General features: G+C 67.8%; 12 protein-coding genes. 9 read left to right on the top strand and 3 right to left on the bottom strand.

Features of this window, described 5'->3' with window-relative positions; translation table 11 throughout:
* Nucleotides 1–161 precede the first annotated feature (161 nt).
* On the top strand, nt 162–1,097 hold the full coding sequence (locus DPM12_RS12230) for a TIGR03619 family F420-dependent LLM class oxidoreductase (RefSeq protein WP_342778781.1): 936 nt from the start codon (nt 162–164) through the stop codon (nt 1,095–1,097).
* An 88-nt stretch (nt 1,098–1,185) separates the two neighbouring features.
* On the opposite strand, the gene DPM12_RS12225 is transcribed toward DPM12_RS12230, so the two are convergent.
* Together DPM12_RS12225 and DPM12_RS12220 are read right to left on the bottom strand one after the other, a co-directional pair.
* Nucleotides 1,186–1,659, bottom strand: coding sequence for an SRPBCC family protein (locus DPM12_RS12225; RefSeq protein ID WP_112258606.1), 474 nt, complete (start codon nt 1,657–1,659; stop codon nt 1,186–1,188).
* The gene (locus DPM12_RS12220; protein ID WP_112258605.1) at nt 1,652–1,999 is read right to left on the bottom strand and encodes an ArsR/SmtB family transcription factor; all 348 of its coding nucleotides are present in this window, start codon (nt 1,997–1,999) and stop codon (nt 1,652–1,654) included. The genes DPM12_RS12225 and DPM12_RS12220 overlap by 8 nt, the downstream gene beginning before the upstream one ends.
* 269 nt (nt 2,000–2,268) lie before the next feature.
* Between DPM12_RS12220 and DPM12_RS12215 the strand changes: the two genes are divergently transcribed.
* The 7 genes from DPM12_RS12215 (at nt 2,269) to DPM12_RS12185 (ending at nt 12,593) form a co-directional block, all read left to right on the top strand.
* Entirely contained in the window at nt 2,269–3,384 is a 1,116-nt protein-coding gene (locus DPM12_RS12215) for a FecCD family ABC transporter permease (RefSeq protein ID WP_112258604.1), read from the top strand.
* Nucleotides 3,381–4,211: an ABC transporter ATP-binding protein gene (locus DPM12_RS12210; RefSeq protein WP_112258603.1), complete on the top strand. Its 831-nt coding sequence runs from the start codon at nt 3,381–3,383 to the stop codon at nt 4,209–4,211. The genes DPM12_RS12215 and DPM12_RS12210 overlap by 4 nt, the downstream gene beginning before the upstream one ends.
* Before the next feature lie 20 nt (nt 4,212–4,231).
* The gene (locus DPM12_RS12205; protein ID WP_123788396.1) at nt 4,232–5,203 is read left to right on the top strand and encodes an ABC transporter substrate-binding protein; all 972 of its coding nucleotides are present in this window, start codon (nt 4,232–4,234) and stop codon (nt 5,201–5,203) included.
* A 121-nt stretch (nt 5,204–5,324) separates the two neighbouring features.
* Nucleotides 5,325–7,097 carry an HNH endonuclease signature motif containing protein gene (locus DPM12_RS12200; protein ID WP_112258601.1) on the top strand — a complete coding sequence of 591 codons (1,773 nt, stop codon included), beginning with the start codon at nt 5,325–5,327 and terminating at the stop codon, nt 7,095–7,097.
* Nucleotides 7,098–7,115: 18 nt separating this feature from the next.
* Nucleotides 7,116–10,442 (top strand): error-prone DNA polymerase, encoded by a 3,327-nt coding sequence (locus tag DPM12_RS12195; RefSeq protein ID WP_112258600.1) that lies wholly within the window; start codon nt 7,116–7,118, stop codon nt 10,440–10,442.
* An 11-nt stretch (nt 10,443–10,453) separates the two neighbouring features.
* Nucleotides 10,454–11,116 (top strand): endonuclease NucS, encoded by a 663-nt coding sequence (gene nucS / locus DPM12_RS12190; RefSeq protein ID WP_112258599.1) that lies wholly within the window; start codon nt 10,454–10,456, stop codon nt 11,114–11,116.
* Nucleotides 11,117–11,198: 82 nt separating this feature from the next.
* Entirely contained in the window at nt 11,199–12,593 is a 1,395-nt protein-coding gene (locus DPM12_RS12185; protein WP_112258598.1) for an FAD-dependent oxidoreductase, read from the top strand.
* On the opposite strand, the gene DPM12_RS12180 is transcribed toward DPM12_RS12185, so the two are convergent.
* Nucleotides 12,590–13,105 carry a MarR family winged helix-turn-helix transcriptional regulator gene (locus DPM12_RS12180; RefSeq protein ID WP_112258597.1) on the bottom strand — a complete coding sequence of 172 codons (516 nt, stop codon included), beginning with the start codon at nt 13,103–13,105 and terminating at the stop codon, nt 12,590–12,592. The two genes, DPM12_RS12185 and DPM12_RS12180, sit on opposite strands and share 4 nt — an antisense overlap.
* Nucleotides 13,106–13,194: 89 nt before the next feature.
* Between DPM12_RS12180 and DPM12_RS12175 the strand changes: the two genes are divergently transcribed.
* Nucleotides 13,195–14,820: an LLM class flavin-dependent oxidoreductase gene (locus tag DPM12_RS12175; RefSeq protein WP_112258596.1), complete on the top strand. Its 1,626-nt coding sequence runs from the start codon at nt 13,195–13,197 to the stop codon at nt 14,818–14,820.
* Nucleotides 14,821–14,848: the final 28 nt, after the last annotated feature.

The following is a 14,848-nucleotide window of genomic DNA, read 5'->3' as shown; positions in this document are numbered from 1 at the left end:
GAGACGACGCACTGGCGAGGCAGATCGAGCAGCGGTCTCGCATCGTGTGGTCTGCGCGAGCCGGCCCCCGGCTACCCGCATGAGCACGGCTTCCACCATGGGCGCTGCCGCGGGCACACCCCGAATTTTGATCAGTCCAGAATTGGTGACATCATGCCTGCATGCGGACACCAAGGATGGTGCTGACGCTCAGTGAGAATTGGACTATCATGTCCGGCCGAGATGTCCAGCAGTTGGTGCGTTGGGCCCGTGAGGCAGAGGACGCCGGTTTCGACGGCGTCATGATCGGTGAACACATCGTCCTGGGGCCCGATGCGGACGCTCAGGGGCGGATGGCGAACCCGCGCGAAGACGCGATGCCCGGAAATCAAGATCCAGCAACTCCATGGCCGAGCCCGATAGGGGTGCTGAGCGCGATCGCGGCGGTCACGGAGCGGATCCGGTTGATCGCGGGTGCCGTGCTGGCTCCGTTGCGCCATCCCCTGTTGCTGGCCAAGGAACTCGCGACCCTCGACTTGCTCTCGTCCGGCAGGCTCGTCGTGCTCCCGACGGTCAGCTGGAGCCGTGATGAGTACGCCGCGCTCGGCGTGCCATTCGAACGGCGCGGCGAGCTGCTCGACGACCACCTGGCCGCCTGGCAGGTCCTGTGGCAGGACTCACCCGCTGATTTCGAGGGCAAACATTATCGCTTCCAAGATGTCTACCTCGAACCCAAGCCGTTCCGCCCCTCTGGGCCTGATCTGTGGTTCGGTGGTTCGAAGCTGCACGGCCGAACGCTGTCACGCATCGCACGCTATGGCGTTGGCCTCCATTTGCTTACGCTGCTGGACGTGAAATCGATGCAGGAGATCAACAACGCGATGAGCGGTTCTGGCCGTACGCTGTCCGAGCTCGAATTCGTCGGCGGCGTGCCTGCGGTCTTTCGCGACGATCATCCCGTGGCCGACCTCGATCGTGCGCTCGAGGTGATTCCCTTCCTGCTCGCGTACGGCTTCGGCACCTTTTGCATCAAACCGGCCCAGTTCCTCGACGATCCGAGTCAGATCGGCCCCTTCTGCAAAGATGTCATGCGCAAGGTGACCGCACTTGCATCGTGACGTGCATCGCGAGCGATGTGGTGTGACGGCCGCCGGAGAACCGTAGTTCGCCGGCGGCCGCCCGGACGCACATGACCTACGCCCCGTATCAGCGTAGGCTCGTGACCAGCTCGGCAAGCCGATCGATCGTGTCCCGTACTCCGGATTCCATGCCAGACGCCACCATGGCGTCGCGGGCTTCGACCGACGGGTGTAGCTGCTGGGTCACGTAGCGCGTCTTCCCGTCCACCTCTTCGAGTGTCAGTGTCTCGAGTGCGACGTGTCCCGGTGCGCCCTCGAACTCGAAGGTCTGGACGATGCGCTCGGGGGTGACGACGTCGTGAAAGACGCCGCGGAAGGCGTATTCGGCGCCGTCGTCGTCGATATGGACGAACCGCCAGCTGCCACCGGGCTGGGCGTCCATGCGGTCCACCCGGGTGGTGTACGCCTTGGGTCCCCACCAGGCGGGGACGAGCTCCGGGTCGGTAACAGCGCGGAACACGACGTCGGGTGGTGCGTCGAAGACGCGGCTGATGACGATGTCCTGCCGGCCGGGTTCAACGGTGATCTCCGTGTCACTCATGATCGTTTCCTTTCCGTGTGCGTTGGATCTTCTGGATTTCCTGGTCGAGGCGGTCGAGTCGGTCGCGCGCGATGTTGCGATACTGCTCGATCCAGTCAGTTGCGTCGTCCAGCGGTGCTGTCTCCAGCCGGCACGGCCGCCACTGCGCATCCCGGCCCCGGGTGATCAGCCCGGCGCGTTCGAGCACCTTCAGATGCTTCGAGATCGCCTGGAGGCTCATGTCGAAGGGTTCGGCGAGCTCGTTCACCGTGGCGTCTCCGTCGGCGAGCCGGGCGAGAATTGCGCGGCGTGTGGGATCCGCCAGGGCGGTGAAGGTGAGGCTGAGCTGGTCGTCAACCACTGTTTTCAACCCCTTAGTTGATTAACTACTAGGTTGAGTATGCGCGTCGAACGGCGTGCTGTCAAGCAACCACCGGCGACGCGCCGCCGGGCGGTCACCAGGCGACGTGCCGCCAGGCGGCCATCGGGCGACGCGCTGTCTGGTGGTTACGGGGCGCTCGGGTGCTCACGTGAGGCGCGCTGTCACGCGGCCACGGGCGATTTGTGTGGGTCTAGGGACTCGCCTATCGTATGAAAACGATAATGAGTGTCGTTTGATATAGAGGTGCGATGAGTTCCCAGCCGGTGAGCGAGCGCGACGTCGCGTCCTCGGCCGAACATGGCGAGGCGGCCGAGCGGTCGCTCGGGTCGTCGGTCGTGCCGCCACCGCCCCCGTCCCGGCGCTCTGCCCCGGCCATAGCCGCGTTCACCGTGCTCGCCGTCCTGCTGGCCGGTGCGGTGATCGCGGCGGTCTCGCTGGGCCCGATCACGATCCCGTTCTCGGAGACCGCGCGCGTGTTGCTGGGCGAGCGGGGCAGCGAGCACGCCGCCATCATCGACACCATCCGCCTGCCACGGGTCCTGGTCGGCCTGTTCGTCGGCGCCGGGCTCGGCGTCGCGGGCGCCGTGATGCAAGCTCTCTTTCGCAACCCGCTCGCCGAGCCCGGTGTCCTGGGCGTGTCCAGTGGAGCCGCCGTCGCCGCGGTCGCCGTGATCGTTTCCGGAGCGACGGCTGCCGGTGCCTGGGTCCTGCCCGTAGGGGCCTTTCTCGGGGCGCTCGGCGCTCTCGTCCTCGTCTACGCGGTCGCCAGTGCGCCGCGGGATAGCTCCGTGGCCACCCTGCTGCTCATCGGGATCGCGCTCAACGCGCTCTTCGGCGCCGTGGTCAGCGCGATAGTGACGAACGCACCCGACGACGACACCTTGCGCGGCGTCGTGTTCTGGCTCAACGGCGATCTGGTGGCCCGGACCTGGAGTCACGTACAGATCGTCGCGATACCGACGGTAGTCGCAGTCACCGCGGTGCTCGCCTTCACGCGCGACCTCAACGTGATGCTGCTCGGCGAGGCGCAAGCGCGGGCCAGCGGTGTCGACGTTGTCCGCCTGCGCCGGATCCTGCTGATCCTGTCCGCCGTGTTGACCGGCGCTGCAGTGGCGGTAGCCGGTATCATCGGCTTCGTCGGGCTGGTGGTACCGCACGTGCTCCGTCTCGTTCTCGGTCCGGACCACCGGATTCTCCTGCCCGGCTCGGCCATCCTCGGGGGGAGCTTCCTGGTACTGGCCGATCTCGTCGCCCGGATGCTGTTCTCACCGGTCACCCTGCAGACCGGTACGGTCACCGCGTTTCTCGGCTCGCCGATCTTCCTCCTGCTCGTCCTCCGACGGCGACGGGCGCCCCGGACATGATGGGGCAGCGAGCGAGCCTGATGCGCGCGGACGGCGTGCGTGTCGACATCGACGGGCGGACGATCGTCGACGGCGTGCGGCTATCGGTCGCCGCGGGTGAGATGGCCGGCCTGATCGGCCCCAACGGTGCGGGCAAGACGACGCTGCTGCGGGTGCTCGCTGGCGTCCAACCGGCGGCGCATGGCGATGTACGTGTGGGTGACGCCCCGTTGCTCGCGCTGCGGGCGCGGGAGCGGGCGCGCCGGCTCGCCTACGTACCGCAAGACACCACACTCGATTTCGACTTCACCGCCCACGACGTCGTGCTGATGGGACGGCACCCGCACGTCGGGCGGTTCGAGCCGTTGCGTCCGGCCGACTACGAGGTGGCTCGGACGATGCTGGCCGAAGCGGGCGCCACGCGACTGGCTGGCCAGCTCGTCACCACGCTCTCCGGCGGTGAGCGGCAGCTGGTTCACCTGGCCAAGGCACTCGCGCACGAACCCGATGTGCTCTTGCTGGACGAGCCCGTCGCTGCGCTCGATCTGCGTCACCAGCTACAGGTCCTGGGCTTGCTGCGCCGCCAGGCCACCCGCGGGTTGGCCGTCGTCGCCGTCCTGCACGACCTCGAACACGCGGCGCGGTTCTGCGATCGGCTGTTCCTCCTGGATGGCGGACGGCTCGTGGCGGCCGGGACGCCACGCGAGGTGTTGACGGAGAAGACGCTGGCCGACGTCTATGGCGTCCGGGCCGTCGTGGACGACGACGTCGCGACGGGAGCGCTACGGGTGACGGCGCTCGATGTCATGTCCGGCCCGCAAGCCGACGCTCGCCCTGACAGGGCGTGACCACGAGAAAGTGAGTGCAGATGTCCGATGACAGGCGACGTTTCCGACGCTGGTGTGCAGTCCTCGCAGTCCCCGCGTTCCTGTTCGTCTTGGCCGCGTGTGGCGGCGACGACGGGCGCGCCGAGCCGTCGACGGAGCCGGTGACGCAGCCGGCGGACGAAGGCCCGGCACAGATAGCGGCGTTGTCCAGTGACGCGGCCGAGGCGGTGCGCACCCTGGTCGGGGCCGAACGCCTGGTGGCCGTGCCGGAGAGTACCTCCAACGAGCACCTGGGCAACCACGCCGATGAGATGGCTCAAGTCCCGAATCACGTGCCCTCGAGCGCGAACGTCGATCCGGAGCAGGTGCTGTCGTGGGACCCCGACCTGGTCGTCGTGACGGCCCGGCATGATGGCGAGCAGGACGCGGGCGAACTGCTCGAACAGGCCGACGTGCCGCTCGTGACTATCGAGAACAACTGGGGCAGCATCGAGCAGTTGCAGGACAACTACCGGACGATCGGGGAGGCGCTGGGAGCTGTCGATCGGGCGGACAAGCTGATCGCAGAGATGGAGGCAGACCTGGCCGAGCTCGCGGATCAGCTCGACGGTGCCGACGAGCCGTCGGTACTGGTCCTGACCAACCAGGCCAGCGATCCGTTCATCGCCGGGCCGGGCTCGATGCCGACGGATATCGTGCGGCATGCCGGTGGTGCGCCCGTGGTTGACGGATCGGAGATCAGCCGGACCATGCCGGCGGAGCCGGAGCAGATCGTCGGCCTCGAACCGGATGCCATCCTTCTCGTCGACGTGCTGGGCCGTGGCGAGGAGTCGTTCGACGGGCTGCTCGGAAACGAGGCGGTCGCGCAGCTGGATGCGGTCGAGAACGGCCGGATCATGACGCTGCCGGGACGCTCGGCGATGGCGGCCGGTGGCGTCCACGTCGTCGACGGTGTACGTGACGTGGCGACATGGCTGCACCCTGGCGATGGGCTCGAAGAGGGAGGTGCGTGACAGGATCGCCGAAGGCCCGCGGCAGCAGGGCCTTGGGTGTCGCTGTGCAGCCGCGGTTTCGTTGGCGATCCGAACTCGTCGGAGGGTTGTATGGGAACTGGTGTTCGATTAGAATGCCGGGATGGATGGTAGCCGTGGTACCGAGGTCGAGCCCCGCAATGGTGATGTAGCGGGCTCGCATGCGGCTGCGGAGGCCGAAGCCGCATGGGTGGCGCTCGTCGAGCGTGACATCGATCGGTGGAGTGCCACGGAGTCTGCCGCGCTTCGAGCGGGAATGGACTCTGAGGAGTTCGTTGTCGCCGAGTTCGCGGCCGAGCTCGGCGATGCCCCCAGCGTGGCCGAGATGCCTACCGGGGTAGGGCTGGCCTCGGCGCTGGACGTGGTGCCGCTGGGTCACGTTGACGCACACGAGCTGGGTGATGTGGTTGCCGGGTGGGAGCGGCTCATCGCCTGGGCACAAGCGCGCCAGGCGGCGGCCGCGGCCGAGCTGACCAGCCGGGAAGAGATGCGCGCCGGTGAGGGGCATGGGCGTAATTCGTTGCATCCGGTACCGGTGACGGCAAGTGAGTTGTGTCTGACCTGGCCGTGGACGAAGCCACAGGCGCAGCGGGTGGTGGATCAGGGTGTGCAGCTGAGGGACGTGTTTCCGGCGGTGCACCGGGCGTTGCTCGAAGGGCGGATCGATACCCGCCGGGCGAAGATCATCACCGACGTGTTGCGCGGTCACGAGGCCGCATTGGTAGAGCGGATTCTGGCGGCGGTGCTGCCCCACGTGCATGCCTGGACATCGGTGAAGGTGGGCCGGGTGGTGCGGCGGTTACTACATGAGCTGGCGCCGGAATCGATGAAGGAGCGGCGGGAAAAGGCTCGCAAGGATCGCACGGTGTGGATGGAACCGGATGCTGACGGTATGGCCTGGTTGCATGCGTATCTGACCGCTGAAGAGGCCGCTGCGATCATGGCCGCGCTCACCGCCGCCACATCGGGCGACGCCCAGCCCGACCACAACGCAGCCGACGCCGATCACGATGCGGCCGATCACAACGCCCAGCCCAACGACAACGCCGATCACAACGCCCAGCCCGACCAGGCCACCGCCGACCATGCCGCCCACCCCGACCAGGCCACCGCCGGTCACGCCGCCGCCGGTCCTCCGCCGACCGCCGCACAGCAGGGACGATCGGCGGGGGAGCGGCGTGCGGATGCGTTGGCGGCGATGGCATGGGCGTCGTTGACGTCCGGCCGTCTGGGCGGCACGGGGTGCGCGGAATGCGGCTCGGCGTTCGGGGAGCCGCTGGCCCGGGCACATGGCCGCGCGGTCACGGTGAACGTGACGGTTCCCTGGTCCACGCTGCTTGGCCTGGACGAGCAGCCGGGTGAGCTGGATGGCTACGGCCCGATCGACGCGGACACCGCGCGCCGGTTGGCGGCGGCTGGGGTGTGGCGCTGGATCGGCACCGACCCGGCCGGTGGGTGGGCCTTGGATTACGGGCGCACCCGGTACACCCCGCCGCAAGATCTGGTGGACTACGTGTTGCTGCGCGATCGCGAGTGCCGCATGCCCGGCTGTCACCAGCCGGCGTATCGATGCGAGATCGATCATCGCATTCCGTATCCGGAGGGGCCGACGTCTGCCTGTAACTGCTCGGCGCTGTGCCGGTCGTGCCATCTGCAAAAGCACCATGCCGGGTGGTCTGTGGAGCAGGTCGCCCCGGGTACCCAGCGCTGGACCAGTCCCACCGGACGTACCCAGACTGTCACGCTGCCCAGAATCGCTCCGGCCGCGCATGCCGGCCCGGGGCCAGATTCGGAACCCGACCCGCCACCCGACCCACCACCCGGTGCACCATTCGATGAGCGGGTCGCTCCACTTGACGACATCCCACCCTTCTAGTGCCGAAGCGAGGCTGGTATGGGCTGGCATAATCCATCCATTCCCTGGCGTGAGTTCGAGCGGGCGCTGTCGTGGGGCAGTGGCTGGCGAAGCGACGGCGAGAAGCTACCTCGGAGCGTGCGTGAGGCTGCCGAGTTGTCGGCGCATCCACCTCAGGAGATGCGAGAGCTTCCCGACTATTCCGGTCCTGCGTGGGCGGAGCTGCACTGCCATTCCGCCTACAGCTTTCTCGATGGTGCGTGCGAGCCCGAGGCGCTGGTCGTCGAAGCGATCTTTCAGGGTGTGGAAACCCTGGCCATTACCGATCACGACGGCCTGTACGGCGTTATACGGTTTGCCGAGGCAGCCCGCGATGCGTGCCAGATGTCCGGCCGAACGCTGCGGACGGTCTTCGGGGCCGAGCTCAGCTTGGGCCTGACGGAGCGGCAGGCTGGAGTGCCCGATCCGGAAGGCCGGCACTTGCTCGTTCTGGCGCGAGATCCCGAGGGCTATGGCCGGCTGGCGGGTGCCATCACCACCGCTCAGATGCGTGGTGACAAGGGACGCCCGGTTTATGACCTCGAGGAGCTGGCAGCACAGCACGGCGGGCACTGGGCCGTATTGACCGGGTGCCGCAAGGGCCTGGTGCCCGCCGCTCTGGAGCGGGAGGGCGGGGATGCCGCCGAGAAGGAGCTACGGCGGTTGGTCGAGCTGTTCGGCCGGGAGAACGTCTTCGTCGAGTTGATCGACCATGACCAACCGCTCGACGATGCGCGCAACGACATGCTTTTCGAGCTGGCGGGGCGCGTCGGGGTGGGCGTGGTGGCGTCCAACAACGTCCACCACGCGGGCCCGGAAGATGCCGACCTCGCCCACGTACTCGCGGCTGTCCGGGCACGTAGCAGTCTGGACGAGATGTCTGGCTGGCTGCCGGCCAACGGCACGGCCCACATCCGCAGCGGGGCCGAGATGGAGGAACGGCTCGGCCGCTTTCCCGGCGTGCGAGAAGCGACGGCCGAGCTGGGCCGGGCCTGCGCGTTCGACATCAGCCTGATCGCGCCCGAGCTGCCGGATCGAGATGTCCCGGAGGGACACACCGACGCCAGTTTCTTGCGCCAGAAGGTGGAGGAAGGGGCACACCGCCGGTACGGGCCGCGAGGTATCCCGGAGACGGAGAAGATCTACGAGCAGCTCGAACACGAGCTGAAGGTCATCGAGGATCTCAACTTCCCGGGCTATTTCCTCATCGTCTACGAGATTGTCCAGTTCTGCGAGCAGAACGGCATCCTCTGCCAGGGTCGTGGGTCGGCGGCGAATTCGGCGGTGTGTTTCGCTCTGGGCATCACGGCCGTGGACCCGATCAAGCATGAGCTGCTCTTCGAGCGTTTCCTCACCGACGATCGGGTGGGGCCGCCGGACATCGACATCGACATCGAGAACGCCCGGCGGGAAGAGGTCATCCAGCACGTCTACGAGTACTACGGCCGTCAGCGCGCGGCGCAGGTCGCCAACGTCAACACCTACCGGCAGCGGATGGCGCTGCGGGATGTTGCCCGCGCCCTGGGATACAGCCCGGGACAGGTGGACGGCTGGTCTCGCCACGTTGGCCATCGCGAGCCGATCTCCGATGAGGCCGGCATTCCCGAGGACGTCGTGCAGCTGGTCTATCGGATGCTGCGCCTGCCGCGGCACCTGTCCATCCACTCTGGCGGCATGGTGCTCTGTGACCGGCCGGTGGGAGAGGTGTGCCCGGTCGAGTGGGCGAGCATGCCCGGGCGCAGCGTCTTGCAGTGGGACAAGGATGATTGCGCTGCTGCCGGGTTGGTGAAGTTCGACCTGCTCGGCCTTGGCATGCTCGCGGCGCTGCGGGAGTCTTTCGAGCTCCTGCAGGAGCACCACGGCATCACCTGGACGTTGCAGACCGTCCCGGACGAGGAGCCGGCGGTCTACGACATGCTGTGCGACGCCGACACCGTGGGGGTGTTCCAGGTGGAGTCGCGCGCGCAGATGGCGACGCTGCCCCGGCTGAAGCCGGAGACGTTCTACGACCTCGTGATCGAGGTGGCACTGATCCGCCCGGGGCCGATCCAGGGTGGCTCGGTGCATCCATTCATCCGGCGCAAGAACGGCGACGAAGACCCCGACTACCCGCACCCGCTGATGAAAGGCGCTCTTGAGCGCACCAGGGGTGTGCCGCTGTTCCAGGAGCAGATGATGCAGCTGGCCATCGACTGCGCGAACTTCACGCCCCGCGAGTCCGACCAGCTGCGGCAGGCGATGAGCTCCAAGCGTTCCCCCGAGCGGATCGAGCGGTTACGGCACCGGCTGCTCGCGGGCATGGCGGAGAACGGCATTCCCGCCGACGTAGCCGAGGACGTCTACGGCAAGCTGTTCGGCTTCGCCAGCTACGGCTTTCCCGAGTCGCACGCCTACAGCTTCGCCTATCTCGTCTACGCCAGCGCCTATCTCAAGCGGTTCTACCCGGCCGTCTTCACCACGGCGCTGCTCAACAACCAGCCCATGGGCTTCTACGCGCCACAGACGCTGGTGGACGATGCCCGCCGGCATGGGGTGACGGTGCGGGGAGTCGACATCAATGCCAGTGACGTCAAGACAACCCTGGAAGAGCCGGTTCAGGTGGAATCCGACCACCCGCACCGGCCGGATGTCCCACAACCGGCCATGCGCATGGGACTGCTGTCGGTGCGGAACGTGGGCAAGAACGTCGCCCAGAACATCGTTGACGGGCAGCCGTATGCCGATGTCGCCGACCTCGTGCGCCGGTCCGACGTGCCCCTGGCCGCGCTGGAGTCGCTGGCCACTGCGGGGGCCTTTGACTGTTTCGGTCTCGACCGGCGCGAGGCACTGTGGGCAGTGGGGGCGCTCGCCGGCAGCGATGAAGGCCAGCTACCGGGGACGACACCGGGTTCTCGCGCCCCAGCACTGCCCCGGATGACGGCCGTGGAGCAGACCTTCGCCGATCTCTGGGCGACGGGCGTCTCACCGGACAGCCATCCGGTTCAGCATGTGCGAGACCAGCTGGACGAATGGAACGCGGTCCGGGCGGATCAGTTGCGTGACCTCGACGATGGGCAGCGGTTACTGCTCGGCGGGCTGATCACCCACCGGCAGCGGCCGCCGACGGCGGGTGGCGTCGTGTTCATGAACGTCGAGGACGAGACCGGCATGGTCAACGTCATCTGCCCGCCCGGCGTGTGGCAACGCCAGCGCAGGATCGCGCTCGAGTCCACCGCTGTCGTCGTCGACGGTAAGCTGGAACGTGCCGATGGCGCTATCAACCTGCTTGCCATCCGGCTCGCCCCGTTGAAGGTCACCGGCAGTACGGGCAGCCGCGACTTCCGGTAACGTCGGAAACCGTGCGTCTCGTCATTGCTCGTTGTCAGGTGGACTACGCAGGCCGGCTCACCGCTCACCTGCCCATGGCCACGAGGCTGATCCTCATCAAGGCCGACGGCTCGGTGTCCGTTCATGCCGACGATCGTGCCTACAAGCCGTTGAACTGGATGAGCCCGCCGTGCACGCTGGTGGAGGACGACGGTGTGTGGACCGTTCAGAGCACGAAGACCGACGATTCTCTCGTCATCGGTATCGAGGAGATCCTGCACGATTCCAGCCATGATCTTGGCGTCGACCCCGGGTTGGTAAAGGATGGGGTCGAGGCTCACTTGCAACAGTTGCTGGCGGAAAACGTCGAGACGTTCGGAGCTGGCTGGCGGTTGGTGCGGCGCGAGTATCCGACCCCAATCGGCCCGGTCGACCTGCTCTGCCGGGACGAAGCCGGCACGACGGTTGCGGTCGAGGTGAAGCGCCGGGGCGAGATCGATGGAGTCGAGCAGCTGTCTCGCTACCTGGAGCTGCTCGATCGCGATCCGCAGCTCAGCCCCGTGCGGGGGGTCTTCGCCGCGCAAGAGATCCGGCCACAGGCTCGCACGCTGGCCAACGACCGCGGCATCAGCTGCGTGACGGTCGATTACGACGCCTTGCGAGGCGTCGACGACCCCTCGGAGCGCCTCTTCTAGATCGGAGCGCCTCTTCTAGAAACGCGGGACTTCCGGGCGCGGGCGCGCTCGGGTACTGCGGCCGTCGTGCAAGGCTGGACGCATGGCCGAACGTATCGTGATCATCGGCGCGGACGCCGCCGGAATGAGTGCTGCGTCGCAGGCACGACGCGTCGCCGCCCGCAGCGGCCGGGAGGTGGAGCTGGTAGCCGTCGACCGCGGGCACTGGACGTCGTACTCGGCGTGCGGGATCCCGTATTGGGTGGGCGGTGACGTCGACGGTCCGCACGGGCTGGTGGCGCGCTCGGCTGAGGAGCATCGGCAGAACGGCATCGACGTGCGCCTGAGCACCGAGGCCCGCGCGGTCGATCTCGACACTGGCCAGGTCGAGGTGGTGGGGAACGGCTCGGCTCGCACCACCCGGCTCGGGTTCGACCACCTGGTCCTGGCGACCGGTGCCGTGCCGGCCCGCCCGCCCCTGCCGGGGATCGACGCGGACGGTGTCTTCGGCGTGCAGACGCTCGACGACGGCGCCACGGTGATCGACTACTTGGCCCGTCGCCGCCCCAGCCGGGCCGTCGTTGTTGGTGCCGGATACATCGGCCTGGAGATGGCCGAGGCGATGGTCCGCCGTGGCCTGCAGGTGACGGTTCTCGAACGCGCGCCGGAGCCGATGACGACGCTGGATCCGGACATGGGCAGCCACGTCCGCACGGCGATGCAGGGGATGGGAATCGAGGTCGTGACCGGTGTGACGGTCGAGGGCTTCGACACCGCGCCCGGCACCGTGTCCGCCACCCCGGCCGGCGGTTCGGTGCGGCGTGTGCGGACTGATGCGGGTGACTACGACGCGGACATCGTCGTCCTCGGAATCGGTGCCCGTCCGGCAACGCAGTTGGCCAGCGACGCCGGCTTGCCACTCGGCGCCACCGGGGGCCTGCGGGTGGACGATCGCATGCGGGTCAGCGGCCACGAGAACGTCTGGGCGGCGGGCGACTGCGTCGAGACGTTCCATCGCGTGCTCGCCTCATACGTGCACGTCCCGCTCGGTACGCATGCGAACAAGCAAGGCCGGGTCCTGGGGATGAACCTGGGCGGCGGGAACGCGGTGTTTCCAGGCATCGTCGGGACGGCGGTGAGCAAGGTCTGTGACCTCGAGATCGCACGCACCGGAGTGTCGGTGGCCGAGGCCGATGCCGCGGGACTGGACTACGTGACCACCACGATCGAGTCGACGACTCGCGCGGGGTACTTCCCGGGCGCGCAACCGTTGACGGTCAAGATCGTCGCCGAGCGGTCGACACACCGGCTGCTGGGCGGGCAGATCGTCGGCCGGGAAGGTGCGGCCAAGCGTATCGACGTGCTCGCTGTGGCGTTGTGGAACGGTATGAGCGCCGGCGATCTGGCGATGAGCGACATGTCGTACGCCCCGCCGTTCTCGCCGGTCTGGGATCCCGTTCAGATCGCCGCCCGCAAGGCGGCCGACGAGCTGGATTAGGGCACGGTGTTGGAGTGGCGGACGTCGTCGACGGCCTGGCAGGTATTGGCGACGGGATCGAAACGCTGGACGTGTTCGGCGATCCGTCGCAGCAGGGCACGCAAGGCGCCGCGCTCGTCGTCGCCGAGCGGCGCGAGCAGGTGCTCTTCGGCGCTGGCAAGTTCCCGTTCCAGCGTGTGGAGCAGCTGAGCACCCTGTTCGGTGGCGACGATGCGCCGGGCGCGCCGGTCCGTGGTATCCGGGCGGCGTTCGACGAGACCAGCGGTGACGAGATCGTCGATCAGGTATGTCATGACCGTGCGGTCGATGCCGAGATGCTGGGCGAGCGCGAGCTGGCTGGGTGGGGAGCCGTGTGTGGCGGCGGCGAGCACCTGGTAGCCGCGCGGGCCACCGGGTACGTCGTCGAGAACGGCGTCGAATGTCTTCACGTACGACCGGAAGATCCGGCCGAGTGCCCAGCCGAGGTCGCTTTCCAGCCCGATCTCGCCGTCTGAATCCGCCACCGTGACCATGAGGCCAGTGTAGGCGTCGCGGGAAGGTTTGCGGTATCCGAGATGTTCAGGTAGACATATAATCTGTTCAGCAGACGATTGGATACTTGATGCCCGACTACGGCCACGACCTGCTCTTCGGTACCTTCCTCACGCCGTCCGCTGCCGATCCGCAGCGCATCCTGGCGTTGGCGCAGCTGACCGAGGATGCGGGCCTGGATCTGGTGACCGTGCAGGACCATCCGTACCAGCCAGCGTTCCTCGACACGTGGACGTTGCTGGCGGCGATCGCCACGCGCACGAATGCCGTGCGGGTCGCTCCCAACGTCGCGAACCTGCCATTGCGCCTGCCGGCCGTCCTGGCGAAGAGCGTAGCCAGCCTCGATCTGATCAGTGGGGGACGGGTCGAGCTGGGCCTCGGTGCCGGTGCGTTCGGCGAGGCCGCCGTCGCCATGGGAGCACCGAAGCGCACGCCCGGTCAGAGCGTGACCGCACTCGACGAGGCCCTGCAGATCATCCGGGCGTTCTGGCGACCGGACGGCGGGCCGGCGCGCGTCGACGGCGAGTATTACCGCGTGTGGGGTGCCAAACCCGGTCCCGCGCCCGCGCACGAGCCCGGCATCTGGCTGGGCTCGTACAAGGCGCGCATGCTGCGGCTGACCGGGGCACACGCTGACGGCTGGCTGCCGAGCTCGTTCTACGCCGCTCCGGAGACGCTGGCCGAGATGAACAAGATCATCGACGATGCGGCGTCCGAAGCGGGCCGCGACCCCGCGCAGGTCCGGCGGCTGTACAACATCGGCGGGACGTTCATGGGTCCCGGGGCCGAGTTCCTCCAGGGGCCGCCCGGAGTCTGGGCCGAGCAGCTCGCCGAGTTGGCCGTCGTCGACGGCATGAGCGCCTTCATTCTCGCCAGCGACGACGCGGACACGATCCGGCAGTTCGCAGCCGAGGTGGTCCCTGCCGTCCGGGAACTGGTGCAGCAGGAGCGCGTTCGGCACGAGCGACGGCACGCACCGGACGATCAGGCACCAGACGATCAGGCGATAGGTGCCGCGGAGTCGAGCGGTGAGCCGGATACGAGCTCGCGTGCCGGTGCCGGCCCGGGGCGCGATGCCGGGCGTGGCAGCGTCGCCCCTGCACTGGGCGTTACCCCCACGCCCGACGACGGAACCCGGCTGAGCCAGGAGCGGCCGTGGAGCGAGGACGATCGTCCCGTCGGCCCGGAACCCGAGGCGGGGCGCACCTACACCGCGCACGAGCAGGCGAGCGGGCAGCACCTGGTCGATGTGCACGACCATCTGCGCAGCGAGCTGCAACGGCTGCGCGAGCTGGTAGATCAGGTGGAGGCCGGGTCGATGGACGCCGGGACGGCGCGCTCGCAGCTCAACACGATGACGATGCGGCAGAACAACTGGACGCTCGGCACGTTCTGCGAGTCCTACTGCCGGGTGGTCACCCACCATCACATGCTTGAAGACCAGGCCGTGTTCCCACGTCTCAGGCACGGCGACGCGCGGCTCGCGCCGGTGCTCGATCGGTTGCAGGAAGAGCATGTCGTGATCCACGGCATCGTGGAGCGCGTCGACCGGGCGCTCGTCGGCCTGGTGCGCGGCGATCACGGCATTGAAGAAGTCCGCTCGGTTGTGGACTTGCTCACAGACACGTTGCTCTCGCACCTTTCTTACGAGGAGCGGGAGCTGGTGGAGCCGCTCGCCCGGCTCGGATTCTGGTGAGCGTACCTTCGAGCCCGGTACGCAAGCT

It is taken from the genome of Phytoactinopolyspora halophila, assembly GCF_003287285.1.
Taxonomy (GTDB): domain Bacteria; phylum Actinomycetota; class Actinomycetes; order Jiangellales; family Jiangellaceae; genus Phytoactinopolyspora_A; species Phytoactinopolyspora_A halophila.
The sequence above is the reverse complement of the archived record's forward strand: the minus strand, read 5'-3'. Positions and strand labels throughout refer to the sequence as shown.